The organism is Bartonella sp. 11B, from assembly GCF_002022625.1.
In the GTDB taxonomy this organism is placed as follows: Bacteria; Pseudomonadota; Alphaproteobacteria; order Rhizobiales; family Rhizobiaceae; genus Bartonella; species Bartonella rochalimae.
Map to the genome: position 1 here is coordinate 531487 of NZ_CP019783.1, position 26125 is coordinate 557611.

At 35.4% G+C, this 26125-nt stretch carries 36 protein-coding genes and 1 pseudogene; 30 read left to right on the plus strand and 7 right to left on the minus strand.

Annotated features, from left to right (window positions below):
* Positions 1-43 precede the first annotated feature (43 nt).
* The 8 genes from Bho11B_RS07115 (at position 44) to Bho11B_RS02315 (ending at position 3607) form a co-directional block, all read left to right on the plus strand.
* Positions 44-442, plus strand: coding sequence for a helix-turn-helix domain-containing protein (locus Bho11B_RS07115; RefSeq protein ID WP_236829048.1), 399 nt, complete (start codon positions 44-46; stop codon positions 440-442).
* Between the two features lie 318 nt (positions 443-760).
* Positions 761-1198 carry a replication initiation protein RepC gene (gene repC, locus Bho11B_RS07120; RefSeq protein ID WP_236829049.1) on the plus strand — a complete coding sequence of 146 codons (438 nt, stop codon included), beginning with the start codon at positions 761-763 and terminating at the stop codon, positions 1196-1198.
* 63 nt (positions 1199-1261) lie between these two features.
* Entirely contained in the window at positions 1262-1567 is a 306-nt protein-coding gene (locus Bho11B_RS02300; protein ID WP_078673556.1) for a hypothetical protein, read from the plus strand.
* Between the two features lie 46 nt (positions 1568-1613).
* Positions 1614-1904 (plus strand): hypothetical protein, encoded by a 291-nt coding sequence (locus Bho11B_RS07125; RefSeq protein WP_236829050.1) that lies wholly within the window; start codon positions 1614-1616, stop codon positions 1902-1904.
* Positions 1905-1938: 34 nt separating this feature from the next.
* A complete protein-coding gene (locus Bho11B_RS07130; RefSeq protein WP_236829051.1) occupies positions 1939-2091 on the plus strand; it encodes a hypothetical protein in 153 nt (50 codons plus the stop codon).
* 561 nt (positions 2092-2652) lie between these two features.
* A complete protein-coding gene (locus Bho11B_RS07135; RefSeq protein ID WP_245289105.1) occupies positions 2653-3003 on the plus strand; it encodes a division plane positioning ATPase MipZ in 351 nt (116 codons plus the stop codon).
* A gap of 32 nt (positions 3004-3035) precedes the next feature.
* On the plus strand, positions 3036-3293 hold the full coding sequence (locus Bho11B_RS07140) for a hypothetical protein (RefSeq protein WP_245289106.1): 258 nt from the start codon (positions 3036-3038) through the stop codon (positions 3291-3293).
* Positions 3290-3607, plus strand: coding sequence for a hypothetical protein (locus Bho11B_RS02315; RefSeq protein ID WP_078673557.1), 318 nt, complete (start codon positions 3290-3292; stop codon positions 3605-3607). Before Bho11B_RS07140 ends, Bho11B_RS02315 begins: the two co-directional genes overlap by 4 nt.
* Positions 3608-3672: 65 nt before the next feature.
* On the opposite strand, the gene Bho11B_RS02320 is transcribed toward Bho11B_RS02315, so the two are convergent.
* The 3 genes from Bho11B_RS02320 to Bho11B_RS02330 form a co-directional block, all read right to left on the minus strand.
* The gene (locus tag Bho11B_RS02320) at positions 3673-4008 is read right to left on the minus strand and encodes a HigA family addiction module antitoxin (protein ID WP_236829053.1); all 336 of its coding nucleotides are present in this window, start codon (positions 4006-4008) and stop codon (positions 3673-3675) included.
* Between the two features lie 105 nt (positions 4009-4113).
* Positions 4114-4470 carry a type II toxin-antitoxin system HigA family antitoxin gene (locus tag Bho11B_RS02325; protein WP_078673558.1) on the minus strand — a complete coding sequence of 119 codons (357 nt, stop codon included), beginning with the start codon at positions 4468-4470 and terminating at the stop codon, positions 4114-4116.
* Complete coding sequence (locus tag Bho11B_RS02330) at positions 4467-4781, minus strand: type II toxin-antitoxin system HigB family toxin (protein ID WP_078673559.1); 315 nt, start codon at positions 4779-4781, stop codon at positions 4467-4469. The genes Bho11B_RS02325 and Bho11B_RS02330 overlap by 4 nt, the downstream gene beginning before the upstream one ends.
* 159 nt (positions 4782-4940) lie before the next feature.
* Between Bho11B_RS02330 and Bho11B_RS02335 the strand changes: the two genes are divergently transcribed.
* The 4 genes from Bho11B_RS02335 (at position 4941) to Bho11B_RS02345 (ending at position 6498) form a co-directional block, all read left to right on the plus strand.
* Positions 4941-5582 (plus strand): recombinase family protein, encoded by a 642-nt coding sequence (locus Bho11B_RS02335; protein ID WP_078673560.1) that lies wholly within the window; start codon positions 4941-4943, stop codon positions 5580-5582.
* A gap of 95 nt (positions 5583-5677) precedes the next feature.
* On the plus strand, positions 5678-5956 hold the full coding sequence (locus Bho11B_RS02340; RefSeq protein WP_078673561.1) for a hypothetical protein: 279 nt from the start codon (positions 5678-5680) through the stop codon (positions 5954-5956).
* A gap of 106 nt (positions 5957-6062) precedes the next feature.
* Positions 6063-6230 (plus strand): hypothetical protein, encoded by a 168-nt coding sequence (locus Bho11B_RS07145; RefSeq protein WP_235692207.1) that lies wholly within the window; start codon positions 6063-6065, stop codon positions 6228-6230.
* A complete protein-coding gene (locus Bho11B_RS02345) occupies positions 6217-6498 on the plus strand; it encodes a hypothetical protein (protein ID WP_235692206.1) in 282 nt (93 codons plus the stop codon). Before Bho11B_RS07145 ends, Bho11B_RS02345 begins: the two co-directional genes overlap by 14 nt.
* Before the next feature lie 313 nt (positions 6499-6811).
* Here Bho11B_RS02345 and Bho11B_RS07150 read toward each other — a convergent pair whose 3' ends face one another.
* The 4 genes from Bho11B_RS07150 to Bho11B_RS02360 are packed head-to-tail and all read right to left on the minus strand — an operon-like array spanning position 6812 to position 8106.
* Positions 6812-7030: a hypothetical protein gene (locus Bho11B_RS07150; protein WP_236823929.1), complete on the minus strand. Its 219-nt coding sequence runs from the start codon at positions 7028-7030 to the stop codon at positions 6812-6814.
* 1 nt (position 7031) lies between these two features.
* Positions 7032-7376: a hypothetical protein gene (locus Bho11B_RS07155; RefSeq protein ID WP_245289107.1), complete on the minus strand. Its 345-nt coding sequence runs from the start codon at positions 7374-7376 to the stop codon at positions 7032-7034.
* A gap of 32 nt (positions 7377-7408) precedes the next feature.
* A complete protein-coding gene (locus tag Bho11B_RS07160) occupies positions 7409-7756 on the minus strand; it encodes a hypothetical protein (protein WP_245289108.1) in 348 nt (115 codons plus the stop codon).
* The gene (locus Bho11B_RS02360; RefSeq protein ID WP_245289109.1) at positions 7753-8106 is read right to left on the minus strand and encodes a TraK family protein; all 354 of its coding nucleotides are present in this window, start codon (positions 8104-8106) and stop codon (positions 7753-7755) included. The genes Bho11B_RS07160 and Bho11B_RS02360 overlap by 4 nt, the downstream gene beginning before the upstream one ends.
* 175 nt (positions 8107-8281) lie before the next feature.
* Between Bho11B_RS02360 and Bho11B_RS02365 the strand changes: the two genes are divergently transcribed.
* From Bho11B_RS02365 to Bho11B_RS07340, 18 genes and pseudogenes are all read left to right on the plus strand, one after another.
* Positions 8282-8611, plus strand: a complete 330-nt coding sequence (locus Bho11B_RS02365) for a DUF6290 family protein (protein WP_078673563.1) — start codon at positions 8282-8284, stop codon at positions 8609-8611.
* The gene (gene traI / locus Bho11B_RS07165; RefSeq protein WP_245289110.1) at positions 8608-9444 is read left to right on the plus strand and encodes a TraI/MobA(P) family conjugative relaxase; all 837 of its coding nucleotides are present in this window, start codon (positions 8608-8610) and stop codon (positions 9442-9444) included. The genes Bho11B_RS02365 and traI overlap by 4 nt, the downstream gene beginning before the upstream one ends.
* 153 nt (positions 9445-9597) lie before the next feature.
* Positions 9598-10527: an LPD7 domain-containing protein gene (locus Bho11B_RS07170; protein WP_245289111.1), complete on the plus strand. Its 930-nt coding sequence runs from the start codon at positions 9598-9600 to the stop codon at positions 10525-10527.
* Positions 10528-10652: 125 nt separating this feature from the next.
* The gene (locus Bho11B_RS02375) at positions 10653-11330 is read left to right on the plus strand and encodes a VirB8/TrbF family protein (protein ID WP_078673564.1); all 678 of its coding nucleotides are present in this window, start codon (positions 10653-10655) and stop codon (positions 11328-11330) included.
* A gap of 46 nt (positions 11331-11376) precedes the next feature.
* Positions 11377-12240: a P-type conjugative transfer protein TrbG gene (gene trbG, locus Bho11B_RS02380; protein WP_078673565.1), complete on the plus strand. Its 864-nt coding sequence runs from the start codon at positions 11377-11379 to the stop codon at positions 12238-12240.
* Positions 12241-12705 carry a hypothetical protein gene (locus Bho11B_RS02385; RefSeq protein WP_035006317.1) on the plus strand — a complete coding sequence of 155 codons (465 nt, stop codon included), beginning with the start codon at positions 12241-12243 and terminating at the stop codon, positions 12703-12705.
* Between the two features lie 720 nt (positions 12706-13425).
* Positions 13426-13997 (plus strand): annotated as a pseudogene (locus Bho11B_RS07175) (TrbI/VirB10 family protein).
* A 242-nt stretch (positions 13998-14239) separates the two neighbouring features.
* Positions 14240-14491 carry a DNA-binding protein gene (locus tag Bho11B_RS02395; RefSeq protein ID WP_035006316.1) on the plus strand — a complete coding sequence of 84 codons (252 nt, stop codon included), beginning with the start codon at positions 14240-14242 and terminating at the stop codon, positions 14489-14491.
* A complete protein-coding gene (locus Bho11B_RS02400; protein ID WP_035006315.1) occupies positions 14488-14883 on the plus strand; it encodes a type II toxin-antitoxin system VapC family toxin in 396 nt (131 codons plus the stop codon). Before Bho11B_RS02395 ends, Bho11B_RS02400 begins: the two co-directional genes overlap by 4 nt.
* A gap of 432 nt (positions 14884-15315) precedes the next feature.
* On the plus strand, positions 15316-15507 hold the full coding sequence (locus tag Bho11B_RS07180; RefSeq protein ID WP_236829059.1) for a hypothetical protein: 192 nt from the start codon (positions 15316-15318) through the stop codon (positions 15505-15507).
* Positions 15508-15519: 12 nt separating this feature from the next.
* Complete coding sequence (trbB, locus tag Bho11B_RS02405) at positions 15520-16275, plus strand: P-type conjugative transfer ATPase TrbB (protein ID WP_236829060.1); 756 nt, start codon at positions 15520-15522, stop codon at positions 16273-16275.
* 8 nt (positions 16276-16283) lie between these two features.
* Complete coding sequence (locus Bho11B_RS02410; protein WP_235692197.1) at positions 16284-16682, plus strand: TrbC/VirB2 family protein; 399 nt, start codon at positions 16284-16286, stop codon at positions 16680-16682.
* A gap of 76 nt (positions 16683-16758) precedes the next feature.
* Complete coding sequence (gene trbD / locus Bho11B_RS02415) at positions 16759-16986, plus strand: conjugal transfer protein TrbD (RefSeq protein WP_235692196.1); 228 nt, start codon at positions 16759-16761, stop codon at positions 16984-16986.
* Positions 16986-17882: a hypothetical protein gene (locus Bho11B_RS07330; protein ID WP_250638177.1), complete on the plus strand. Its 897-nt coding sequence runs from the start codon at positions 16986-16988 to the stop codon at positions 17880-17882. Before trbD ends, Bho11B_RS07330 begins: the two co-directional genes overlap by 1 nt.
* Positions 17883-18037: 155 nt before the next feature.
* On the plus strand, positions 18038-19051 hold the full coding sequence (locus Bho11B_RS07185; protein WP_256363460.1) for a hypothetical protein: 1014 nt from the start codon (positions 18038-18040) through the stop codon (positions 19049-19051).
* Positions 19035-19223: a hypothetical protein gene (locus Bho11B_RS07190; protein WP_235692193.1), complete on the plus strand. Its 189-nt coding sequence runs from the start codon at positions 19035-19037 to the stop codon at positions 19221-19223. Before Bho11B_RS07185 ends, Bho11B_RS07190 begins: the two co-directional genes overlap by 17 nt.
* A gap of 14 nt (positions 19224-19237) precedes the next feature.
* A complete protein-coding gene (locus Bho11B_RS07195) occupies positions 19238-19435 on the plus strand; it encodes a hypothetical protein (protein WP_235692192.1) in 198 nt (65 codons plus the stop codon).
* 424 nt (positions 19436-19859) lie between these two features.
* Positions 19860-25577: a Vomp family autotransporter gene (locus Bho11B_RS07340; RefSeq protein ID WP_078673566.1), complete on the plus strand. Its 5718-nt coding sequence runs from the start codon at positions 19860-19862 to the stop codon at positions 25575-25577.
* The last annotated feature ends 548 nt before the right edge of the window (positions 25578-26125 follow it).

Consider the following 26125-nt stretch of genomic DNA (forward strand, 5'->3'; position numbering starts at 1 on the left):
TTTTGGGTGTACTTCAATATCTTGCTTGCCTTAATGTTATTCTATGTGGAGCCATGTCGTTTTCAAAAGCAATAAACGGCTTAGTTATGAAATTGGCCGTAGTGAATCGCGTGTGAGTTTTTTGCTTTCACGTCTTTATGATTTTGGTTTTATAGTTATGCGGGACTCTAGTAACTTTAAACGGTATTCTTTACGTAATCATAAGACGACTGATTTCATAACAGCTTGTGGTATTGATTTACGTATTCTTGTTGCTCGATATCATGAACTTAAGGAAAAAGTAGACCAAGCACTAGAAACTCAAAAAAAACATGAAGAAGCTTTGCATTGTTTTCGCGGATTAGTGCGGCAAATTAAATCCTCTTACGCCTCAATTGAAGCTACACCATTTGCATCATTGCTCTTTTCTCGAATGCAAAAAATAGTTCAAATTATTGGTTGACCAGCTAAAGCTTCCTTTCATAAATTACAGAAAGCAATTCGTCTTTTTGAGTGGATTTTGAAAAGTTTTTTTCACCAAAAAACACAAAAAACAAGATACAGGCATCTTGCTAGCAAGATACACATAGAATCTACAACCCTTAACTATATTTGTAAGAGTAACAACAAAAAGGAGTGTTCAGAAAAATCTGAACACACTCAAATAACTGACGTGACCTTCGGTCACGATAAAATGGCTTATGAAAAAAAAAGAGAAAGGCAAAAACGAAACTGTACTTCCTCCAAACAACAGCACATTACTTCAAATTAAGCCATATATGTGGATCAGAGCTCTCCCTCATACCGCCTGTATCTCGACAATCGCCTCACTTCCGTAAGAGACTTAATTGGTTCCGTGGGATTCTTAGCCAAAATAATGGGAATTTCCCCTAGTGCCGTCGAAGAAGCTAAAAACACTATGGGATTAGAAAAAACCGCTTTTGCTATGGGAATTATTCTCGAAAAACAGCACAGACAGCTTGTAATTTCACCTGGAGGATATCTCCGTGGAATTATGGCTAAAGAAAAACGTGATGAATTACATCTAGAACGCTCTTTCTATGCTTTGTTAAAGGAAAATGATACGGAAAAACTCAACGAGAAATGTATAGAAAAAAAGAATAAAAAAACACCAAAAAATGAAGAATTTCACGCGTTCAAATCAGAGTTGAACAAAGTCCTAAAAACTTTTAAAATGCCTGAAGCAAAAGAGGTATAGGATATAATCCGTTTGCTTTTTAAAAAACAACTGAACTAAGGATATTACAGAAAGGAATTTTCTATGCAAAAGAAATTACCTAAGAGTTATATGACTGATGCTGAACGCGAAGAATTGCGAGTAGGTGGATTTGATCAGAACTCTATCTATACTGCTGAATCAGAAGCAGCTGCTAAAGCAGATGACAGGCAAGCAGTATGGGAATGGTTAGCAATGGTTGAATTACCTGCTTATTCACTTTTGTTTCTTAAAAGTCAGCGTGGAGCACAATTCATTCGTGATATGGGCTTTATTACCAAAAATGCTGATGAAGAATATGGTCCCGACTGGTTAGATAAAGGCGTTGTCATAGGAGGTTATCATTTCTAAAGAATATGAAAAATTACATTGGATATTATTACAAGAAAATAGCTATGTGCAAAGTATTGAAAAAGTATTGATTATTAAAAATTTACATAGCGCACGGGATAATTTATGTAATTATGTTCGTAATGTTGGAAAGAGTGATGATTTGTCATTACTTCTTGATACAGAACGTGGTATTGTAAAAAATGATCTACTAAGATATGCTAATAGCCAAGGGATGATAAGTAGTCTTAAAACGGCAATATCTGAAATAAATGTTGTTAAAGATCACATAAAACTCGTTTCTAATTCTGAGACATATGACGTGATTAATAGAGGGTATAGTTTCCAAAAATCGTAAAGGTGGTTTACCTTATGATGAAGCACGCCAAGCAATGGCATCTCATTATGCAAGACTAGGAAATTGGGACAAAGCGCGTTTAACAGACATTGAAAAATCAATTCTTAAAGTGCGAAGAGAAAACATAAAAGTAATGCAAAAACTCTACGAAAAGATGCAAGCCAAAGCTATTGGTATAGAACTGTAATCCAATAAAGTGCATAATAAAACTTTTTATATTCATTCATCTTTATATAAAATTGACAAGCTTTTTTCCGTATAGGTCGGTCACTACGGCGCTACATGGGGGCGCGTTCCCTTCCCTATACGCCACTTCGCTTGTTAAATGAGAGGCTATCCGCCTCTCACACTCTCCGGACCGCTCACCAAAATCATGAGATCAGATCCGCGTTTAATGAAGGAACTAACAAGCCTTAGTTCTTAAGGTCAAGGAAACCCTTTCAGGGTGCCTAACGGCATCCTTGACCCAGAACTTAACGGCTTATTATGTCCTTCTTACGCGGCTCCGAAATCATGAATGAAAGGAAGAGCTTCTTCATGCAAATAAATGCTTATATTGTTTATATGTATACGATTATTTATACATAATAAATATTTATTATTTACATATAAAATATGTAATATTTTTAAAAAATTAATAAATAAGTAATAAATATATGATAATTATTTAGTGTTTATTCATTGAATAAGGAATGCCTCATGCCGGTCATTACTATATGTTCAACAAAAGGTGGTGTTGGAAAATCAAATGGCATTAGTGCTAGCTAACGTTTTTGCCAAGGTGGGGTCTAAGGTCAAATTAATTGATGCTGATCCAAATCAACCACTTGTAATGTGGATGAAAAGGTCTATGGATATAATGCCAAATAATATAGAAGTTTCTGGAGATATTACAGAACAGAATATTATTTCATGCATTGATGAAGCTGTAGAGCAATTTCCGTTTGTGATCGTTGATCTTGAAGGTTCTGCTAATCTCGCAGCTTCTTTTGCTATAGGAAGAGCCGATCTTGTTTTAGTTCCTATGAGGAAAAAGCAACTTGATGGAGATCAAATAGGTAAGATCATTGCTTTAATAGAACAACAGAGCCAATTTTAAAAAGAAAGATACCCTTTCGTATCGTCTTTTCTATGACAAATACTTTAAATAGTCGTGAAGCAGAATATATAGAAAAAACGTTAGAAAAAGCTAATATTCCAGTTTTATCTGCTTCATTAACTGAAAGAGGAGCTTATAGTGCTCTTTTTCAGATAGGGGGATCACTTTTTGATTTATTGCCCTCTGATGTAACTAATCCTAAAGCGGCACAAGAAAATGCAATGGTTTTTGCTAATGCTGTTATAGAAATATTGGAGAGTGAAAACTTATTGAAGGATCAAGTAGCATGACAAAAAGAGCTGAGATTTCATTGCCAAATTTTGAAAATTTAAAACCATTTACAAAAGCGCGAAAGACAAACAAACAAAGCTTGAATGAGATAAGTGAAGAAAATGGTTTTACTACGCGTCACAGCGTAGAAAGAAAACAAGGTAGTGGCCGTAGACGACGTAGTTTAAAAACAGCAAGATTAACCCTTGCACTTGAACCAACAGTAAGAGATAGTTTTTGGTCTTTAGCTGATGATCTTAATGAAGATGGTGGTGATTTTTTTCATCGTCTCATTGAAACTTATGTAAATAATAATTACACACATAATAAATAATAATTATTTATTATTTACATATAAAATATGTAGTAAATATTTAAAGAATATTAAATTGTTATCTTTTACATCATAAAACTTTGTCTTTCAAGTTGTAGAAGGATTCGAGGTGAAAAAAGATGTATTATGACAAAGTGGTCGTACCATGGTTGGATAGTTTTTAAGACTTGCGCTAAATCATAGTTTGTTTGCATAGCTAACCAAGCACGTGCGGTGCTGACACCAGCCATTTCAAGTCTAATAGCTAGATTAGGGCTAATAGCTGCTTTTTCATTGAGAACTCTAGAAAATGCAACACGGGATACACCAAGTCGTTTGGCTGTTTCAGTAACTGATAAACCAAGTTCTGCAATTACATCTTCGCGCAATAATTCACCAGGGTGTGGAGGATTTTTCATCATTGTTAAGCACTCCTTTTTAAGGGTAATCTAGGTAATCGATTAATTCAACATCCATATCGTTAAAGCGAAATATTACATGCTAGTTTCCATAAGAAAATAATTAAGTTAAGCTATTAGGCTTTCCAATGGGATATTAAACTGTTGGTGCAAATTTTTAATCATGCGTAGTGTTAATTTTCTTTTTCCACTCAAGATTTCATAAACGCGATTTAAATGACCAATTGCAGGAACGAGATCTTTAGCACTTAAGTTCATTTGTTCCATTCTAAATTTAATAGCCTCAATAGGATGAGGAGGAGAAACAGGATAGTGTTCTGCTTCATACGCTTCAATTAACAATATAAGAACCTCCATTTGATCAAATTCTTGAGTATTCTCTTTAGGTTGATTGTCAAACATTGCAGACACAATTTCTAAAGCTTCTTGGTAATCTGCTTCAGTGCGGATAGGTTTGATATTCACTTCTTAAGTTCCTTTAGTTCTACAGTATTAGCATCAATCGCATCATACTGTTTATGCGTTCCTATAAATTTTATATAAAGCCAACCTGCTGGATAAAAGATTGAAACAATTAAACGATAGTCATTACCTCTAATATTAAAAACTACCTGATTATTTTTTAATATACTTGCATTTTTATACTTCTCTTTAATGTCATGAGGAGAGCGCCATTGTGCATTTTTAGTTTCATCTACCCATGCTTTTAAAGGTTGTTCAGCATCAGGATATTGAGCCCAAAAAGTTTGAAGCGTGGAGATTTTAACAATTTTCATAAGTGTATCCTGATTTTTATTGATTATAGTACCATTTTGGTACTATGTCAAATATCATAATATTTGATACTTTTCAGAAAGAAGTAAAAAGATGTATCATAAATCATTATTTTATATTATGATACTAATTCTGTATCAGAAACGATTTATGAGACTAAAATGGCTCTTTTAGGATATGCTAGAGTATCAACTAACCATCAGAAATTAGAATTGCAGGTAGCTGAACTTAAAAAGGTTGGGGTACGTGACGATCGTATTTTTACTGATATGATGACAGGAGCTACAGATAAACGTGAAGGCTTACAACGGCTTCTCAACCGTGCCGAGAAAGATGATATAATCATTTGTACAAAAATGGATAGGCTTGGCCGTAATACTGCAGATATGATTCATATTGTTGATGCCTGTTATAAAAAAGGGATTGCTATACGTTTTTTGGAAAATGGTTTGAGTACCGAAGGTACCATGGGAAAGATGATCATTCAGATTTTGGCTGCTGTAGCAGAAGCCGAACGTGCACGTATTTTAGAGCGAACCAATGATGGAAGAGTTGCTGCAATGGCAGCAGGTATAAAATTTGGTCGAAAGCCTCATCCAAAGAGAGAGATAGCATTTGCACTGATTAAGCAAGGAGTATCATCTAGAATTGTTAAGGAAAACACAGGAATATCACATGCTACTTATTTCAGATTAAAAAAACAAATAAATGGAATGAAACAAGATAAAATAAAAAGAAAACCAATATTTATTGATAATAAATATCAAATGGATATTGAGGATTTTACCGACAAACTGTCATGAATATTCAGTTGTCCATTCTTAATTTTTAGATTAATTATTTTATATCTTCTCTATAAGGAGGCTTTCACTATGAAAAGAAATTACCAAAAAGTTATATGACCGATGCTGAACGTGAGGAATTGATAGATGCTCATGCTTCTCAAGATTTTATTTGTCTTTGTGAATCACGAGCAGCAGATAAAGCTAATGATAGTAAAGCAGTATGGGAGTGGTTAGCAATGGCAGATCTTCCAGCGCATATACTGTTGTTTCTTAAGTCTCAAAATGGAGCCAAGTTTATTCGTGATATGGGATTTTCTACAAAAAATGCTGATGAAGAATATGGTCCAGAATGGTTAGATAAAGGTGTTGTGATAGGAGGTCATCATTTCTGAGAAAATAAAACGGATTCTAGCACAAGAAGATGTAAGTATACAGATTTGTAATGCCACCTTGGCGATCAAGAAATTACAAGATGTGCGAAGTGATTTATGTAATTATATGTATGATATCAGTAAAAGTGGGGATTTATCGTTACTTCTTGAAGAAGAGCGTTGTTTAGTAGAGAATGATTTTCTTCGATATGCTAATAGCAAAGCTATGGTTGGTAGTCTTAAAACAGCATTAACTGAAATTGGTGTTATTAAGAAGCATTGTGGAGCTTGTTAGTGATCCTATGCAATATAAGGCGATAAATGAGGCTTATAGTTTACCAAAAAATCGTAAAGGTGGTTTACCTTATGATGAGGCACGCCAAGCTATGGCGTCGCATTATACACGATTAGGAAATCTCGATAAATCTCGTTTAACAGACATTGAAAAATCGATTATTGATGTACGAAGAGATAATATGAAAGTGATGCGCAAACTTTACGAAAAAATGCAAGCCAAAGCTATTGGTATAGATCTTTCACACGATAAAGGTCATTCACTTTAAGAAGCCAAAAAGAACAGATATGATGTTTTCGTTAGCACTATCAACTATAGAGAGTAACATAGAAAAGATAAAGTTTAAGGTAAGTAATAGTGAATTAAAATAGCAAAAAAACATAAAATGTTTGCAAATAAACTAGCACCAATAAATATTGTATAAAGCTTTATTTCTTTTGTAAAACTTTTAAGATTTTTATTTATATTCAATTCACTGTTGGATATTTTAAATAATTTTTTTTCATATGATTGTATTTGGTTAGAAATAGAATTTAGATTTTTATTTATTTCTTTTTTTATGTATGTAGCCGCTTCAGTTATTAACTTTCCTGCCGTTTTTTTTCCTCTTCTATCATAGCATTACGAGCTGTTAGAATATGATTTATCATCATACTTTGTTGCTCATGAAGTGTTTTTAAAGCTGCTTTTAAAACTGTGTCGGATAAAAGGACGGTCATAAGAATTGGATCATTTGGAGGGATCAATTGATTAAATTCTTTAGCTACTTTTTGCCGAATGGCATCAATATCAATTGACATTTTAAATTCCTGGAATAATAGCTATTTGTTCAAATAGCATGTTTTTAACACGCGCTAAACGGCTTTTAGTCATGATGCTGAATTCGTTTGAATCAGTGATTTCATTAAAAGTTAATTTTTTATCGAGCATTGTTTTGATATCTTCACCAAAAGTACTAGATGTTTGCTGTGGAATTGTAATGACCGCAGAGATTCTATCTTTCGTTTCTTGAAATATTTTCATTTCTTCAAAACTTTTTCCATTTGCGACAATAGGACCAAAAAATTCATTTTTCCAAACAACAATATTTGCTGTGGGGGGAATTTGTGTACAGATAGAAAATAACCCAGTGAGGGTATCTCCCAATGCTTGGCCACCTGTAATAATTGTATGAATGATTACATTTTTTTAGCAGTAGCCAACATATCAAAAGCTTCATTTTCTTTCAAATAATAGGCTAAAGGTAAAAATGTTGTAGCTCCATTATCGATAACATATTGGCATTTAGAATTAAGTAGTTCTTCCATAAGAGTATCAAAATTACGTGGAATTACTACACTTTGGTCAAGAAGTTTTAGATGCGTTACATTAAAGTTTTTGTAGCTTGCAAAAGTTTGGTTGACTGGATCTGTGTCAATCCCTTTAACTTCTACTTTTCTTTCTAAGAGATACTGCATCAGAAGACTGGCCACAAAGGATTTCCCTACACCGCCTTTTCCTTGTAAGGTCATATGAATGTTACTCATATCATGTCCTCTAGTTTTTTGTTTGTGTTGTGTTCAAATACATGCGGCATTGATTTTTTTTTAATAGGATCAACAGAAATAGGGAGAGAGGTTTGGGTTATTATTGCTGCAGGTTTAGTTTTAAAATATTTTCGAACATACGACGCTAAAGCATCATAAGATATATTTAAAGTTGGATTTTTTCTTAAAATTTCTTTTAATGAATACCCTTTTTCAATAAGGCTTAGGGTTAAATCTTTGTTGGCTAAAAAAACCACACGCATTTTCCCCCACTCTTTTTTTGTTTCATTTATTTTCCAAATTTTTCTAAAACTTATAAAAACTTCCCAAAGCTTACCAAATTTTTCCAAAAAATAAATATTAATATTGGTTTTTATAAAGATTTTTAAAATTTTAATTTTAAAAGTATGACAAGATGTGTAATGTAGCGCTACGCTAAAACATTACATTACTTATTCGCATAAATTCTCAACGTATCTTGCTCTACGAGGTATTATTGCTACCGCAATTTAAAAGAGGGGGAAAATGGCAAGGCCACGGAAATTTAGGTTAAGTGTTTGGTGCACTTCCAGTGAGAAGGAAACTATAGAAGCTTATGCAAAGCAGACAGGTTTATCCATTTCTACTTATTTACGCACTACTGGGCAGATTGAGCCAATAAAAACTGATATTGATTATGAAGCTGTTAAAGACCTTACTAAATTACAAGGTGATTTGGGTCGAGTAGCTGGTTTATTGAAATTATGGTTAGTTACCAATAACGGAAAAGGTGGGGTTCCAAGCGATATAAACCAAATGATGGGTGATTTTCGTCAACTTCAAAAACAAATCTTTGAAAAAATATCTTATTTATGATTGCTAAACGTATTGAAAGAGAAAAAGCTACATCAAATATGGCGCGTTTAGCTCGTTATATTATGGATATCAGGGGAGGTGTTTTGCCAAGGGATTGGAAACTTATATGTGATTATATTCTTGATAAAGATGTGCAACATAGTAGGAAAGTAGCGGCGATAAGAGTTACAAATTGCTATACAGATGACCCTGTTATGGCCACTGAATTTATTTTAAAAACTCAAAACCAAAATAAAAGATCAAAAGCAGATAAAACATATCATTTGGTTCTATCTTTTCCTATAGGGGAAAGACCAGAAAGAGAAATACTTTATGAAATTGAAGACAAGTTTTGTCTCGCTTTAGGTTATAATAAGCATCAGCGAATTTCAGCAGTCCATCAAGATACAGATAATTTACATGTTCATATTGCTATTAATAAAATCAATCCTGAAAACTTTCGTAATCATGAGCCTTTTTTTGATAAACGTACATTGATGAAAATGTGTCGTCAAATAGAACAGGAATATGGGTTGATTAATACTCCTCACGGCTTTGATGATGAGGCAAAACAATATTCCAAAGATAAAAAGGGTGATAATATAAAACGGTCAAAAATAAAGAATTTTGAAGATAAAACAGGGATGCAATCTCTCGCAACTTATGTCGGAAACATTATTAAAGAATTTCATTATTCGGACTGGCCAGAACTTCATAAAAATTTTGCAAAACATGGTCTCGTTATAAAAAAAAGAGGTAATGGATTAGTTATAGGAGCAACCAATCTTGATTTATGGGTTAAGGCAAGTAGCTGTAATAGGGCTCTTTCTTTATCTACTCTTGAGAAAAATTAGGCTCTTATCAGAGTATGACGCTAAATATGCAAAAACAATATATACCCTTTTCTAATGGGAAAAATAATCAAACTAAAGCTCTTTTATATTCTAGGTATGAAAAACAAAAAAAGGCCAGCGATTTAAAAAGGCAAAAGCGATATAAAGCGTTATATGCGCAAAAAGTTTTTTTTCTATCATCAACTTTCTGTTTGGTACAAACAGCAATCTTTTTCACTGAGATTAACTCCTAAAAATTTTCGTACTGTGATACGCAATGCATTAAAACTACAGAAAAAACTTCGTCAAAAAGAATTAAGAGAAAGACAGGCAATAATTAAGAGAAGACTGATGGAAACTAGATTTCCAACTTGGCGTGATTGGCTTCATCAGCAAGCAAACTCTGGAGATAAAGATGCAGTAGATGTGCTTCGCTCAATGAATGAGCGTTGTGCTTCTTTATCAAATAATTTGCTGACGGCAAAAACTGCTCAAAAGACGGGGAATTTTTTATATAAAAACTTAACTTCTCATTTTATTAAAAACGGAAATATTGTGTACAAAAGTGTTGATGGTGGTGTTGTCGTTGACGCTGGAGAGAAGATTCATGCGCAAAAATTTACCACAGGATCTGCTTATATAGCATTAAATATTGCCGTTGAAAAATTCAAAGATCAACCTCTTGTGCTTAACGGGACCGAAAAATTTAAAACAGAAATTGCTCAATTGGCAGGTATTCATGGTATAAATGCTGTATTTTCTGATCCCTACCTTAATACACTTAAAGAAAAGGGAGAAAAGTCTCGTGAAAACAATATTAATAATCCTATTGAAATATGGCTTAATAAGCGTAATCAATATGCTAAAAATCTTCTACATGTTATGTGGGATGGAGAAGAAGATATTTTAAAATATGTTGGACGCAGGAGGATTGAAGAAAGAAACGTTCTCCTTTTTGAGTCTATTAATGGTAAGAAAGTAATTTTTATAAAAGAAGCCCCAAAAAGAGCTTTTATACAAGCTCAATATTGGAAGATAGGTGAAAAAATTAAAGTTACAAAAGATGGTTATCAAAAATTCTCAAACGAAGAAATAGAGATCTAAATATGTTTTTTATAAGTAAATCTGTTGCTTTATTAAATTTTCAGTGAGTAAAAAATCTTGTCATCTTCCCATTCAAATAAAAATGATTCATAATAAAAATTATATTACGTTGTTAGGGGGCATACGTGAAGAAAACAAAAAATCATGAAAAAGAAAAGTCATTAAATCCTTATATTTTAGCACGTAGGGAGTGGATGGAACGATATGGCGACTATATTCAAGCTGCCAATAATTGGCGTCTTGCAACCTTTGGAATGATTATTGTGACAGGTATGTCGGTAGGAGCTTTCATTTGGAAAGCAAAAGAACAAACTGTTGTTCCTTATATTATACAAACCAATTCAGTTGGTGAAGTAGCGCATTTTGCAAAAGCAAATATTGCATCAAAACCCAATGCAACGCACATACGAGCAGCGTTGAGAAATTGGTTAATTGGCGCACGCACTGTCTATGTAGATATGAGAGCGGAACAAGATCTTATTCAACAAACATATTCAATGACTTTGCCACAATCACCGGCTTATCGAATGTTGGTTGAATATCATCAACAAAATGATCCTTATTCTCGCTCTGCTAATGAAACAGTTGAAGTTCAGGTGAATGCAGTTATTGCTATTTCTGATGATACTTGGCAAATCGAGTGGACTGAAACGACAAGAGCGAGAACTGGTGCTGTTAATGAAACAAAAAACTGGCAAGCTACAGCTACAGTTATTTTAGTAACCCCTAAAACTGAGCAACAGATAATGGCTAATCCAATTGGATTATTTGTTAAACAATTTGCTTGGACGCAGAGACTCTAGAAAAAATGTAAAATAAATAGCAATAAAACTATGTAGCGGGGATTTTATGTTTAAAAAATGTATTATAATCACAATAATTGCATTCGTAACATCGACAGCAATGGCAAGTGATTTATCATCTAATATTAGTATTATTTCACCACAAAAAATCCCTCTAGGACTTAAACTTGCTAATCAATGGAAAAATAATCCAACAAAGCCTATTCGTTCTAGTGATGGGAGTGTTAAATACTTATATGGAGCTACACTTCCTACGCTTGTTTGCACGCCTTTAGAAATATGTACTATTCAGTTGCAAGTTGGCGAAACCATCAATAGCCTTCACGCAGGGGATACAGCTCGATGGAAAATTAGTCCCAGCATAAGTGGAACAGGAGCAACAGAAACAACTTATGTTGTTGTAAAGCCCACAGATGCTGGTTTGACGACAAATCTTTTTATCACAACAGATAAGCGGACTTACATGATTAAGCTTGCCAGCACTCAAAATTCATCAATTCCTGTCCTCTCTTTTGCTTATCCAGATGATACAGATCAAGATTGGGCTGCTTATAAGGCTGCAACAGATAAACATCGTACTACATTGCCAACAGGGCAAAACATGGCTGCGCTTGATTTCAACTTTCGTATTACTATAAGTGATCCAAAAATTAAATGGTATCCAAAACGAGTTTATACAGACGGTTTCAAAACCTATATTGAATTGCCTGGTGATGGAATTAGAGGTGAAGCACCTGCTTTAATTGCCATTGGCGATGATGGTCGTCTTTTTAGAAAACCAAGTGAAAAACTAATAAACTACCGCATTATTGGCAATCGATATGTTGTTGATACGGTTATTACCAAAGTTGCTCTTATTTCCGGTGTAGGAAATCAACAACAAAGAGTAACAATTACAAAGGGGGTTTAAATGTCTAAGTATTTCTTATTGCTCTCCTTTGTATTTGTAACTGGTTGTTCTACGATCGGTATTCATAGCAAGCAAACGCCGTTAGTGAATTATATTGATCAAAATATTACGGAAAAAGATATTCAATTTATTGCTCATGATCTTGTTGGTTATCTCAAAGATCCCTTACCGCCAGCATCAACAACATTTATTATAAAGTTAAATAACACACAGGATCCATTTACCCCTCTGCTTATCAGTATTTTACAGCAAAATGGTTACGGTGTCATTTATAATGATCAATTAGAAAAATCCAAAAACACCGGTATAACTTTATCTTATAAAGTGATGCCAATGGATGACGGTATAATATTAGTTGCTCGATATGGTTTAACAGAAGTAACACGTTATTATGTTCATTCAGTAACTGGGGATATTGTATCATCATCAGCCTTTTTAACACGTGTAAATGACGGAGGGCAATGATGAAAAAAAAGATAGACTTTTCTTCTGAGAACTCTCCCAATTTTTTTTACTTCAAAATCGGATGGACGACAAATTCGCCGTCTTAACAATATGCCATGGATAGGTGCTATAGGAGCTATTGTCTTTGCACTTATTGGTATTACTTATACTTTTATATTGCGTCAAAAGACAAACGCCATCATTGTGGAGGATAAAAAACTCCTATTGGTAGATGCAACCCCTTTACCTGTTCGTCCACAAAGCAATGATTATGTTCAGGCAAAATTACCAGAGCGTTCATTATTAGAGCCTACAGAAACATCAAAATTAGTTGACCATTCCTCAGAACAGAAAATATCCGATAAAGTTACTAATGAAACAGAAGAAGCACAAAAAAGATTTTTAATACATCTTACAGAACGGCGTTTAACTAAAATGGAAGCTGCTTTAGACGCTGATTCTGCGATTTCCTTTACACTGAACACAAAACCAACACTTGCTTCTAAAACTCAAAATAATAATTCTCAAACAAAAAATCCTGAAAGTTTATTTAATAGATATGGAGTAGAGAAAAACTCACTATCATATCAAGGAAACGGTATAGTTGATCCTAATATGCAAGAGCAAAAAATTGCTTTTTTATCACGGTCTTCTGATGCTGATGTTTATCTAAAAAATACACACCAAGAAGCTATTAAAGCAAATCTGGAAATTAAAGCAGGAACAATTATTCCTAGTGTTATGATTAGTGGTGTGAATAGTGATCTTCCTGGACAAATTATAGCACAAGTAAAAGAAAGCGTTTATGACTCCGCTACTGGACAAAATGTTTTAATACCTATTGGATCAAGACTTGTTGGCACCTATGATAGTTGTGTCACAACGGGTCAAAAACGTGCACTCATTGCCTGGTCTCGAGTTATTTATCCTGATGGTTCTTCTTTGTCTCTTGGAAATATGCCTGGAGTTGATCAGTCTGGTTATGCGGGATTCAGGACAAAGTAGATAACCATTATCTAAAAGTTTTTGGAAATGCTCTCTTACTTTCTGTTATTTCTGGTGCTTCGCAATTATCACAAAATTCAAGTAAGACAAGTCATGTTAATAGTAATACTGAAACGGTCAAGGAAATGTTAGCTGCTGAACTTGGAAGACAATGGGGTGAGGTTGGTATGGAAATGACGAGAAAAAACCTCAATATTCAGCCAACAATCACTATCCGTCCTGGTTATAATTTTAATGTTATGGTCACAAAGGATATTATTTTACCTGCATGGCAAGGCCATCCAATGGCAATTCTTCCTCTAAAATAAAGAATAAATATTTATTATATAGAGGTTTACAAGAATTTCCGTTTTTTAGCGTGAGAAGGAAGTGAAGACGACAAAGTCTTTTAAAAATACGTTTTGTGGCTTCAGATGCATTTTCAATGATTGAAAGTAATAAATGAGAAGGAGCATCTATAAAATATTGTTTGCCTATTTAAAAAAAGTAATTGAATTTTACATTCTTTGTGCATACTTAATAAGTATATTTATGGTAAGAGGATTTTTCTATGACTTCACTAACGGTTACGGCAAAAGGACAAATTACGCTAAAGCGAGAGCTACTACAGCACCTTGGTATTAAACCAGGTGAGCGGATTAACTTTGACAAATTGCCAGGTGGTGAACTTCGTATAAAGGCAGCACAACCCACAATTACGATTGATAGCTTTATCGGACGGTTTGCTGGAAAAGTAAAAAAGACACTGACTATTGAAGAGATGAACGAAATTACTGCTTCTAGTTGGGCAGGAAAAAAATGAAGATTGCTGTAGATACAAATGTTTTAGCTCGTGCAGTTTTACAAGATGATAAAAAACAGGGTGAAGTGGCAAGCAAGATTTTAAGAGAAGCTTCTTTAATAGCTATTTCCTTACCTTGTTTATGCGAACTTGTTTGGATACTTCGTCGAGGTGCAAAATTATCAAAAGAAGATGTCGCTGGGATGCTACGTGATTTGCTAGCAACGAGTAATATAGTAATGAATCGACCAGCTGTTGAAGCGGGGATTGCTATTCTTGAAGCTGGTGGGGATTTTGCTGATGGGATCATATCCTATGAGGGTAATAGGCTTGGTGGTGAAACCTTTGTTTCATTTGATAAATTAGCGATTGACTTATTAATACAAAACGGAAAATCTGCAAAGCTCCTTTAGTAATTGAAACTATAGCTTATTTAAGTTCTGCGAAAGAAGAGGCTACTATATAAATATAGATGGAGCAAGGAAGGTTAGGCTTCCAAAAAGTCCTCATTATCATTAATTAAACAATAAATATTTATTATTTACGTACAAAATATATAGTAAATATTTAAAAAGTATTTAAATATTATCATTTGTGTCATAAAAGTTTGTTTTTTAGGTTAGGATGGATGTTCATTATACATCAACGGCAGATTTCTACAAAGAAGCTATCAGTGTTGATCTTACAAATGATAAAGATTTTTCTCTTTAGAAAACCAAAGTGGGGATAAACTCTATTAGATAGGTATTTTTTATTGATCAGATTCATCTTGTAGATTAACATTCAAATTTTGCTGTATACGGGGATTTAAGCGTTACATTGGGGGTAATTTATCCATAACTGCATTGAAAAATAAGACGGATTCTGAACAAAGGAGACGGCTTATTGAGAAAATGTATTTTGAATTTGGGCAGCAGGTATGCAGTTATCTGCGAGATCCAACAGTTATAGAGATTATGCTGAACCCTTATGGAACTTTATGGGTTGAACATTTAGGTGAAGCAAAAAAAGCAGTAGGGATGATGGAAGCCCATTGAGCTGAAGCTGTAATGGGAACAGTAGCCACTTCTCTTGGTACTCAAATCACTAAAGAATGTCCTATTCTTGAATGCGAACTTCCGATAGATGGAAGCCGTTTTGAGGCGGTAATCCTACCCATTGTTGCAGCACCAGCATTTACAATTCGGAAAAAAGCAACACAGATTTTTACGTTAGATGACTATGTTGAAAAGAATATTCTTACTCCACAGCAGAGATTGCTTTTAAAGTGTGCAGTGAAAAATCACAAAAATATTCTTGTTGTTGGTGGAACAGGAACGGGGAAGACAACTTTAACAAACGCAATCCTCAAAGAAATGACCGATACCTTTCCGGAAGAGCGTTTTGTGATTATTGAGGATACTGCTGAGCTTCAATGTGCTGCGCCCAATACAGTAACATTTCGTGCTGTTGAATATATAGATATGACGCGATTACTTAAAGTAACGATGCGTATGGCTCCTGATCGCATTATTGTTGGTGAAGTAAGAGATGGTGCGGCTTTAGCTCTTTTAAAAAGATGGAATACAGGTCATCCAGGGGGCATAGCAACGGTTCATGCTAATGATGCTTCAACTGGTTTAACAAGAATTCAACAATTAATAGCAGAAGCAACGATTGCTCCTATGCAACAACTGATTGCTGAAACAATTGATGTCGTTTTAAGTGTTGAGAAAATTTCTTCTGTCCGAAAGGTTAAAGAAATTATTGAAGTGTGTGGATACGATCACACAGCCAATAAATATGTAACCAATCTCATTTATTAAAGGGAAAAATGATGCACTTATCCTCAATTTATAAAAAGAATAATTCTTATAATCAAATGATAATTTTATACGCTGTAGGAGTTTTTGTTCTCTTATTTTTTCTTTTGGGAGATATGGCTTATGCCTCTGATGCGACAGCTGGAGGAGGTGTAGCTTTACCCTGGGAAACACCTCTTGAAAAACTAAGGAAATCAGTTTCAGGACCTGTTGCTTTTGCTGTTTCCTTAATGGGACTTGTGGCGGGTGGAATTGCTTTGATTTTTGGGGGTGAAATTGGCGAATTTGTGAAGCGAATTATTTATCTTGTTCTTGTTATTAGTGTTATTGTTTTTGCGAACACTCTTCTTACCGGCGCTCTCTTTTCTGGTGCTGTTGTGCCTGCAAATGTGTTGGTTGGAGGATTATAATGGGGGGTAAAAGACAAACGCAATTATTTCGTTCTCTTCATCGTCCTCAACAAATTATGGGGGAGATGGGGAATTAATGCTTCTTTCGATGCTTTTGACTGGTATTCTTATTGTTTCGGCCATGAATATTGTTGCGGCTAGTGTTGGTCTTTGTATTTGGTTTATTTGTCTTTATGTGCTGCGAAGAATGGCAAAATTTGATCCTATTTTGTCTCGAATTTATATTCGTCAATTGAAATATCGTCGCTATTATGCGCCTTTTTCAACGCCCTTTCGTGTTGCACAGTCAGTAAGACCTTATTAATGCTTAAATTAAAACATTTTCGTTCATCCTTAGCAGGTCTTCCTGATCTTTTGAATTTTGCTGCATTGATTGATGATGGCATTGTTTTAGGCAAAGATGGTTCTTTGTTAGCTGGTTTTTTTCTTCGTGGGAATGATCCCATGTCAGCGACAGATACAGATACAGAAAGAAATTATATAACGGGACTAGTGAATACATATCTTTCTCGTTTTCATTCAGGATGGGCCATATGGGTGGATGCTATCCGTGTAGAGTCTCCCGGTTATCCGGATGCAACATTATCACATTTTCCAGATCCTATTACGGCGTTGATTGATGCAGAACGACGCTCTTACTTCAAGCGCAGTGAGATGCATTATGAAACAGAATATGCTTTGTTGATCCAGTATCTTCCTCCGACACGCAAATCATCTAAGTTAGGGGAAATCGTCTATGACGATGATACGGTTGAAACGACAACTCCTGCTGAGCGTTTGCTAGAAGAATTTAAAAAGAAAATAGAGGATCTCTTTATTGGTCTTGGTGATCTTCTTAAAATGCATCGCATGAAAACTGTCACTCTGAACAATGGTGCAGAAACTTATCAAAGTGATCAGCTTGTTAATTATTTACATTATGCCATTAATGGGGAAGCCGTTACTCTTCGAATACCCGATTGCCCCATGTATTTGGATTCATGGCTTGGTTATACTGATTTATGGCCAGGAGATACACCACGGCTTGGAGATAAATTTATTGCCTGTATTTCGATCGATGGTTTTCCAGCAGCCAGTTATCCGGGTATCTTAGACATTCTTGATGGTTTACCTTTGCATTATAGATGGTCAAGCCGCTTTATCTTTATGGATCAGCATGAAGCTATTACAGCCTTAAATAAATACCGATTGAAATGGTAGCAAAAAGTCAGAGGATTTTTTTCTCAAGTTTTTAAAACCAATAAGGGAACTATTAATATGGATGCTTTGTTGATGACACAACAAGCGGAAGCTGTCATGATGAAGCACGATCAGGTCTTGTTGCTTATGGTTATTATTCTCCGACTATTGTTTTAATGCATGAAGATCGTGAAGTTTTGACCGAAAATGCCAGACTGGTAAAACGGGAAGTTGAACATAAAGGCTTTTCTGCGCGCATTGAAACACTTAATACAATGGAGGCGTGGTTAGGATCCATTGCTGGACAAACTTATCCGAATATTCGACGGCCATTAATTAATACGCAAAATCTTGCTGATATGTTACCTCTTTCGAGTGTATGTCCAGGATTGCAAAATAATCCTTGCCCTCTTTATCCTGATAATTCTCCTGCTTTATCTCAAGTAGTTACAACAGGGGCAACTCCTTTTCGTCTTAATTTGCATGTTGATGATGTTGGCCACACTCTTGTTTTTGGACCAACTGGTGCAGGAAAATCAACTCTTCTTGCTTTTTTACTTGCGCAATCATGTCGTTATTGGTCAAAAGCAGTAGATAAGAGTGGTAAGCACCTTCCTGCGCATATAACAGCTTTTGATAAAGGGTGTTCCTTATTTACTTTGTGTCATGCTGTAAGTGGCCGTCACTATGATATTGGAGAAAGTGATAGCAGTTTGAATGCTCTTATGCCTTTAGCAGATGTTGATACGGATGCCGATAATCTCTGGGCTCAAGAATGGGTTTCAATTTGTTATGAACTTCAGACAGGACTTGCTCCAACACCAAAACAAAAAATGGAAATTCATCGTGCAATGCAACAAATGAAGCAGACGCCTAAGCATATGCGTTCATTAGGCAATTTTGTCACGACAGTTCAGGATAAGGAAATTCATCAAGCTCTTTTGCATTACACACTTTCTGGTGCTATGGGGCATTTATTGGATGGTAAGAAACCACTTGAAGAAGAGCACAATTTCGTTGTTTACGAAATTGATGAATTGATGAAGTTAGGAGATAAAAATGCTTTACCAGTTTTGCTTTATCTTTTTAGGCGTTTTGAAAAAAGTTTAAAAGGACAACCATCTATTCTCTCGCTAGATGAAGCATGGATTATGCTTGGCCATCCTGTTTTTCGTGAAAAAAATTCGTGAATGGTTGAAAGAATTGCGTAAAAAGAATTATCTTGTCCTTATGGCTACGCAAAGTTTATCAGATACAGCACGTTCTGGTATTCTTGATGTTCTTCTTGAACAATATCCTACAAAAATTCTCCTGCCTAATGAGGAAGCAGAGACGAAGGTACTGATGGTATTTCGGGAGTGATAGATTTCTAGAGAATGATTGGTCTGAACGACAAAGAAATTCAAATTATAAAAACAGCCAAAAAGAAAAGGCAGTATTACTATAAGTCTGTTCTTGGTCGTCGCCTTTTTGATTTAGGATTAGGAGAGATTGTTCTCTCTTTTGTAGCGGTTTCTAGTAAGGAAAATCTTTCTGAAATACAAAAACGTATCATTGCAAATTTGCAGGTGTGATGCATTATGAAAGTATTTTTTATGGTTGATATAAAATGAATTTTTTAGGGTGAAGAAAAAATTATTCATTTATACACTTGCCATTTGGTTTATGTGCTCCATCTAAAGGACAAATTGTTCTTTATTGAAAATGATTTTTATCGAAGGAAGGATCGCATTGCTCTCTGATAGAGAGGACAGAGTAATTTCAAATTTTTATTGATTTATTTTAAGACTTTAGGATGGAAAGGTTTTAGGCCTTTTGTGAAATTCAGAGTTTTAAAATGATACCACAATAGATTTCGGCATTGGCGGGGTAGCTTTCAGATTTTTATGAATTTTTTAGTACGCAAAAGTGGTTTTGCGGAGGGGTTGCTTTTGCTCTTTTTTGTGAGGCTGGGCTTTGTTTTTAGCATTGAATGTGTTTTTTATTGAGGGGTTTATTATGAAAAAAAAATCAACACAAAATATCATTAAAACGGTTTCATTAGGAGCAGCGGTATCTGCTCTTTTGTCCAGTACTTCTCCTGTTTTTTCAGCTAATGTTGCAATAACAGGAGCGACTATTTACAGTTCAAATGACCCTGCTTCTGCTTATATTGCTTATATAAAGGGGAGTCATGGTAGTATTGTTTTAAACGGTGATAATGATTATTGTGGTGTTGATAATGTTGCCGGTCGCGGTGGTGCTCAAAAACCTGGGACGGCCATAACTGCAGAAGAGCAATATGAGAGGTTTATTAATAACGAAACATTTTCTGGTCGGAATCCTTATGGCTCCTCAACAAAAAAAGTTAATTGGACTGGAGGAGGAAATTCTGTTGCAGTTACTTCTTATGGTATTGCTGGTTATGATCCTAGAGTTAACGGTAGCTCGGCGATAAATGATTTTGTATGGAAAAGTACTAAAGGCGTAGTCAGTGTTGGTAATCCTCAGAATGGCGTAACTAGACAGATTGTGGGAGTAGCGGCTGATACTGATTTGTCAGATGCAGTGAATGTTGCACAGTTACAAGCATTAAGAGAGATGATTCTTACAGGGGGTGATAGCCTTATTCAACAAGATGGGCAGACAGGTCTGATTACCATTGGTCGTAGTGTTAATGGAGATACAATCGATATTATAAACAATGAAAAGCAATCGCGGAAGATTTCTGGTCTTGGGGGTGGAGAAGTTTCTGAACATTCAACTGAGGCAGTAAATGGATCTCAGCTTTGGGAGACTAATGGAAAAATTTCAGAATTAGAGACTGAGATTGATAATATAGAGACGAATATAACTCAGATTCAGGCTAATGTAACAAAAGTTGCGCAAAATACATCAGCATATTTTGGAGGTGGTGCGGATATTTTGAATGATAAAGCACCAACGTATACCGTTAATGGCTCTAAGTATAATGATGTTGGCTCGGCGTTTGAAGGTGTTGATAATAGTTTTACGGAAATTAATAATAAAATCTCCGATATCACGGAAAATAGCCTTGTTCAGCAAGATGCGGCTCAGGATAATCTTATTATAATTGGAGCGGAAACAGGTGGCATTGAAATACATGTTAATAACAATGCAGGTAAAAGGCGGAGGATTGTTGGTGTTTTGGGAGGAGCGATTACCAAAGGATCCTCTGAGGCAGTGAATGGTGGACAGCTTTGGGATACTGAACAAGATATTGAAGAATTGGATTATAATACATCAAAGTATTTTGGAGATGGTGCGGATGTTTTGGTTGGTAAAGCGCCGACTTACACAATTAGTGGCTCTGAGTATAATGATGTTGGTTCAGCATTTAAAGGTGTTGATACGACTTTTACGGAAATTAATAATAAAATCTCTAATATAACGGAAAATAGCCTTGTTCAGCAAGATTCAGCTCAAGATGATCTTATTACTATTGGAGCGAAAACAGGTGGTACTTTAATTGATATTACGAACAGTGAAGATGAATACCGGAAAATTACTGGTGTTGATGATGGAGATGTTACTGAGCAATCAACGGATGCAATAAATGGTGGTCAGTTTTGGCGGATTGCAAGCAATATATCAGAGTATTTTGGAGGTGGTGCGGATGTTTTGGGTGGTAAAAGACCAGACTATGAAATTGATGGTATTACCTATAATGATGTTGGCTCGGCGTTTGAAGGTGTTGATGTTGCTTTTACGGAAATTAATAATGAAATCTCCAATATAACGGAAAATAGCCTTGTTCAGCAAGATTCAGCTCAAGATGATCTTATTACTATTGGAGCGAAAACAAATGGTACTGTAATTGATATTAAAAACAGTACAGGTGATCTACGGAAGATTACTGGTGTTGATGATGGAGATGTTACTGAGCAATCAGTGGATGCAATAAATGGTGGTCAGCTTTGGCAGGTTGCAAGCAATACATCAAAATATTTTGGAGGTGGTGCGGATATTTTGAATGATAAAGCACCAACGTATACCGTTAATGGTTCTAAGTATAATGATGTTGGCTCGGCGTTTGAAGGTGTTGATAATAGTTTTACGGAAATTAATAATAAAATCTCCGATATCACGGAAAATAGCCTTGTTCAGCAAGATGTGGCTCAGGATAATCTTATTACAATTGGAGCGGAAACAGGTGGCATTGAAATACATGTTAATAACAATGCAGGTAAAAGGCGGAGGATTGTTGGTGTTTTGGGAGGAGCGATTACCAAAGGATCCTCTGAGGCAGTGAATGGTGGACAGCTTTGGGATACTGAACAAGATATTGAAGAATTGGATTATAATACATCAAAGTATTTTGGAGATGGTGCGGATGTTTTGGTTGGTAAAGCGCCGACTTACACAATTAGTGGCTCTGAGTATAATGATGTTGGTTCAGCATTTAAAGGTGTTGATACGACTTTTACGGAAATTAATAATAAAATCTCTAATATAACGGAAAATAGCCTTGTTCAGCAAGATTCAGCTCAAGATGATCTTATTACTATTGGAGCGAAAACAGGTGGTACTTTAATTGATATTACGAACAGTGAAGATGAATACCGGAAAATTACTGGTGTTGATGATGGAGATGTTACTGAGCAATCAACGGATGCAATAAATGGTGGTCAGTTTTGGCGGATTGCAAGCAATATATCAGAGTATTTTGGAGGTGGTGCGGATGTTTTGGGTGGTAAAAGACCAGACTATGAAATTGATGGTATTACCTATAATGATGTTGGCTCGGCGTTTGAAGGTGTTGATGTTGCTTTTACGGAAATTAATAATGAAATCTCCAATATAACGGAAAATAGCCTTGTTCAGCAAGATTCAGCTCAAGATGATCTTATTACTATTGGAGCGAAAACAAATGGTACTGTAATTGATATTAAAAACAGTACAGGTGATCTACGGAAGATTACTGGTGTTGATGATGGAGATGTTACTGAGCAATCAGTGGATGCAATAAATGGTGGTCAGCTTTGGCAGGTTGCAAGCAATACATCAAAATATTTTGGAGGTGGTGCGGATATTTTGAATGATAAAGCACCAACGTATACCGTTAATGGCTCTAAGTATAATGATGTTGGCTCGGCGTTTGAAGGTGTTGATAATAGTTTTACGGAAATTAATAATAAAATCTCCGATATCACGGAAAATAGCCTTGTTCAGCAAGATGTGGCTCAGGATAATCTTATTACAATTGGAGCGGAAACAGGTGGCATTGAAATACATGTTAATAACAATGCAGGTAAAAGGCGGAGGATTGTTGGTGTTTTGGGAGGAGCGATTACCAAAGGATCCTCTGAGGCAGTGAATGGTGGACAGCTTTGGGATACTGAACAAGATATTGAAGAATTGGATTATAATACATCAAAGTATTTTGGAGGTGGTGCGGATGTTTTGGTTGGTAATGCGCCAACTTACACAATTAGTGGCTCTGAGTATAATGATGTTGGTTCAGCATTTAAAGGTGTTGATACGACTTTTACGGAAATTAATAATAAAATCTCTAATATAACGGAAAATAGCCTTGTTCAGCAAGATTCAGCCCAAGGTGGTCTTATTACAATTGGTAAGAATGTGAATGGTACTGAAATTAGCATCCTAAACAATAAAAAGAAGCAACGGAAGATTACTGGTGTTGCGGATGGGCTTGTTTTTGAAAAATCAACCGATGCCGTGAATGGTGGACAGCTTTGGAAAACAAATCAAGATATTGAGAAACTCAATCATAGTGTAGAAAAAGCAGAGACAGATATAACGAATATTCAAGGTGATTTATCAAAGGTTGCAGTGTATACATCGAAATATTTTGGAGGTGGTGCGGATGTTCTGAGTGGTAAAGCACCAACCTATACCATTAATGGCTCTAAGTATAATGATGTTGGTTCAGCATTTAAGGGTGTTGATGGTTCTATGAAGGATATTCGTAATGAAATCACTAATATCACGACGAATAGTCTTGTTCAGCAAGATATAGATACGAAACTTATCACCATTGGTGCAAGAAGAGGCGGCACTAAGATTGATATTTCAGATCGGCCAGGAAAAGATAGAACTCTTTCTGGTGTAAAAGCTGCGGTACAAGGCAATGAAGCTGTTAACAAAGACCAACTTGATAAAAGTTTAAGAGAGATTAACAAAGATTTTGAGACTATGAGTGCTGCTGCAGTTCTTTACGATAAGAGGCCAAATGGTAGTATTGATTATAAAAACATTACTTTAGGTGGACAGAAGAGTAAGGGACCAGTTGCTATTCATAATCTTAAAGATGGTGTAATTTCTAATGAATCGAGTGATGCTGTTAATGGAAAACAGATTAATAAACTCTCTGGAGATATTGCGAACATTTTTGGTGGTGGTACAGAATTCAGCAATGGTGCTTTTACGCGACCAGTTTATGATTTATCGCATGTGACAACGGAAGGAATTGTAACAAGAAAGATCTATAATGATGTTGGTTCGGCTTTTGCAGGGCTTGATGCGAATATTAAAAATGTAAATACGCGCGTACAGTATGTGATTGACGACTTTAATGACAAAATTGCCAATATTTCTAGTGATGCTTTGTTATGGAGTGAAAAAGAAGGAGCTTTTGTTGCACTTCATGGATCTAAAGGCCAAGCAAAACAAAATAGCAAACTGACATTTCTTTTAGATGGGGAAATTGATATTAATTCGACAGATGCTATTACAGGGAAACAGCTTTTTCAGATGAGTAACAAGCTTGCTTCTTATTTTGGTGGCGGTGCTAAATATAGAGATGGAGAATGGACAGATCCTACTTTTACGATTTATAAGTTTGGTGCCAATGGTTCTACTTCTGCGGTCTATAAGGATGTTGCCAGTGCTTTTGCTGGTATGAATGGCGGGATGTCCATTTTAAATGACCGAATTAAAAAGCTTGAAAAGCAAGGCGGACAAGGTGGTCCTGGTTCAGATGCTTTACAATGGAATGAAGAAAAAGGCGCTTATGATGCAAACCGAGAAGGAAAGGACAGTAAGATTACTGGTGTTGCAAATGGTAAAGTTGAAAAAGACTCGAAAGAGGCAGTTAATGGTGGGCAACTTTGGGATACCAACGAACGCGTTACGAATGTTGAAAATAAAGTAGACCATATGTCTAACACGATTAACGGTATAGCTGAGAATACTGTTCAATATGACAAAGATGCAAATGGCAAAAAGACCAATAAAATCACTTTAGCAGGAGGTGATGCTGGGCAACCTGTTGTCATTGACAATGTTGCAGATGGTAAGATTGAAGCAGGCTCGAAAGAAGCAGTTAATGGGGGGCAGTTACATGACTATACCAAGCAACAGATGGAGATTACTCTTGACGATGCAAAAAAATACACAGATGAAAAGGTCAAGAATATTGTTGTCGATGCTATTGATGACGCGGTAGAGAAGGCAAAAGACTACACGGATATGAAGTTTGATGCTTTAAATTATAACATTGAGGGAGTCCGAAAAGAAGCAAGACAAGCTGCAGCAATTGGTTTAGCAGTCGCTAACTTGCGGTATAACAATATTCCTGGTGCATTAAGTGTTGCATTTGGAACTGGTTTATGGCGTAGTCAATCTGCTCTTGCTTTTGGTGCTGGTTATACATCTGTAAATGGCAATATCCGTTCTAATGTGTCTGTGACAGGTGCGGGAGGTCATTGGGGTGTTGGTGCAGGAGTCAGCTTTACCTTGCCAGTGCGTTAATAGTCTATAGAAGCGCACGGTATGATTATCGTGCAGCGATATTAAGAGAAATGCATTAAGATTAAGACGGATATTTTCTTAAATCTCTTTTACGTCTTTCCTTCAAAAATGAGGGAAGGGCGTAAGTTTTTTATAAAGAGAAAACTCTATAGATTAATAGAGCAATCTTTTCTTTTATAGAATTTATTTTGTAATCTTATTCACAATAAATACATGATCTGATTTTGTTGGGATGTCTTTTTTTAATTAAGGGATTCATATTTAATTTTTTGCTTTCTATGCTCTATATTGGTTCTCTCATTATGGGCTATTAAAGATAAAGCAGACTATGTTTGGAAATGTGAAGGATTTTTCTATGTTTTGTAGAGGTTATTGTGTGTATCGAACAGTTATCCAATAATTCTTAATTTGAGTGAAGAGGCAGTAGACTTTTTGAATAAAGAAGTGTGAGTCTAAAATTTTGAATTCAAGTATTATTATAAATCAAGTATTATTATAAATAAAGTCTTATTCTAGATGCTTCTGGTGTCGGTGTCTCAGATATATCT

Bases quoted from the DNA above. Each gene is read 5' to 3' on its own strand.
- Bho11B_RS07115 (WP_236829048.1), top strand. From the start codon at position 44: ATGTGGAGCCATGTCGTTTTCAAAAGCAATAAACGGCTTAGTTATGAA.
- Bho11B_RS02300 (WP_078673556.1), top strand. From the start codon at position 1,262: ATGCAAAAGAAATTACCTAAGAGTTATATGACTGATGCTGAACGCGAA.
- Bho11B_RS07130 (WP_236829051.1), top strand. From the start codon at position 1,939: ATGGCATCTCATTATGCAAGACTAGGAAATTGGGACAAAGCGCGTTTA.
- Bho11B_RS07135 (WP_245289105.1), top strand. From the start codon at position 2,653: ATGGCATTAGTGCTAGCTAACGTTTTTGCCAAGGTGGGGTCTAAGGTC.
- Bho11B_RS07140 (WP_245289106.1), top strand. From the start codon at position 3,036: ATGACAAATACTTTAAATAGTCGTGAAGCAGAATATATAGAAAAAACG.
- Bho11B_RS02315 (WP_078673557.1), top strand. From the start codon at position 3,290: ATGACAAAAAGAGCTGAGATTTCATTGCCAAATTTTGAAAATTTAAAA.
- Bho11B_RS02320 (WP_236829053.1), bottom strand. From the start codon at position 4,008: ATGATGAAAAATCCTCCACACCCTGGTGAATTATTGCGCGAAGATGTA.
- Bho11B_RS02330 (WP_078673559.1), bottom strand. From the start codon at position 4,781: ATGAAAATTGTTAAAATCTCCACGCTTCAAACTTTTTGGGCTCAATAT.
- Bho11B_RS02335 (WP_078673560.1), top strand. From the start codon at position 4,941: ATGGCTCTTTTAGGATATGCTAGAGTATCAACTAACCATCAGAAATTA.
- Bho11B_RS02340 (WP_078673561.1), top strand. From the start codon at position 5,678: ATGACCGATGCTGAACGTGAGGAATTGATAGATGCTCATGCTTCTCAA.
- Bho11B_RS07145 (WP_235692207.1), top strand. From the start codon at position 6,063: ATGTATGATATCAGTAAAAGTGGGGATTTATCGTTACTTCTTGAAGAA.
- Bho11B_RS07150 (WP_236823929.1), bottom strand. From the start codon at position 7,030: ATGTCAATTGATATTGATGCCATTCGGCAAAAAGTAGCTAAAGAATTT.
- Bho11B_RS07160 (WP_245289108.1), bottom strand. From the start codon at position 7,756: ATGAGTAACATTCATATGACCTTACAAGGAAAAGGCGGTGTAGGGAAA.
- Bho11B_RS02365 (WP_078673563.1), top strand. From the start codon at position 8,282: ATGGCAAGGCCACGGAAATTTAGGTTAAGTGTTTGGTGCACTTCCAGT.
- traI (WP_245289110.1), top strand. From the start codon at position 8,608: ATGATTGCTAAACGTATTGAAAGAGAAAAAGCTACATCAAATATGGCG.
- Bho11B_RS07170 (WP_245289111.1), top strand. From the start codon at position 9,598: ATGCGCAAAAAGTTTTTTTTCTATCATCAACTTTCTGTTTGGTACAAA.
- trbG (WP_078673565.1), top strand. From the start codon at position 11,377: ATGTTTAAAAAATGTATTATAATCACAATAATTGCATTCGTAACATCG.
- Bho11B_RS02385 (WP_035006317.1), top strand. From the start codon at position 12,241: ATGTCTAAGTATTTCTTATTGCTCTCCTTTGTATTTGTAACTGGTTGT.
- Bho11B_RS02395 (WP_035006316.1), top strand. From the start codon at position 14,240: ATGACTTCACTAACGGTTACGGCAAAAGGACAAATTACGCTAAAGCGA.
- Bho11B_RS02400 (WP_035006315.1), top strand. From the start codon at position 14,488: ATGAAGATTGCTGTAGATACAAATGTTTTAGCTCGTGCAGTTTTACAA.
- trbB (WP_236829060.1), top strand. From the start codon at position 15,520: ATGGGAACAGTAGCCACTTCTCTTGGTACTCAAATCACTAAAGAATGT.
- Bho11B_RS02410 (WP_235692197.1), top strand. From the start codon at position 16,284: ATGATGCACTTATCCTCAATTTATAAAAAGAATAATTCTTATAATCAA.
- trbD (WP_235692196.1), top strand. From the start codon at position 16,759: ATGCTTCTTTCGATGCTTTTGACTGGTATTCTTATTGTTTCGGCCATG.
- Bho11B_RS07330 (WP_250638177.1), top strand. From the start codon at position 16,986: ATGCTTAAATTAAAACATTTTCGTTCATCCTTAGCAGGTCTTCCTGAT.
- Bho11B_RS07185 (WP_256363460.1), top strand. From the start codon at position 18,038: ATGCATGAAGATCGTGAAGTTTTGACCGAAAATGCCAGACTGGTAAAA.
- Bho11B_RS07195 (WP_235692192.1), top strand. From the start codon at position 19,238: ATGATTGGTCTGAACGACAAAGAAATTCAAATTATAAAAACAGCCAAA.
- Bho11B_RS07340 (WP_078673566.1), top strand. From the start codon at position 19,860: ATGAAAAAAAAATCAACACAAAATATCATTAAAACGGTTTCATTAGGA.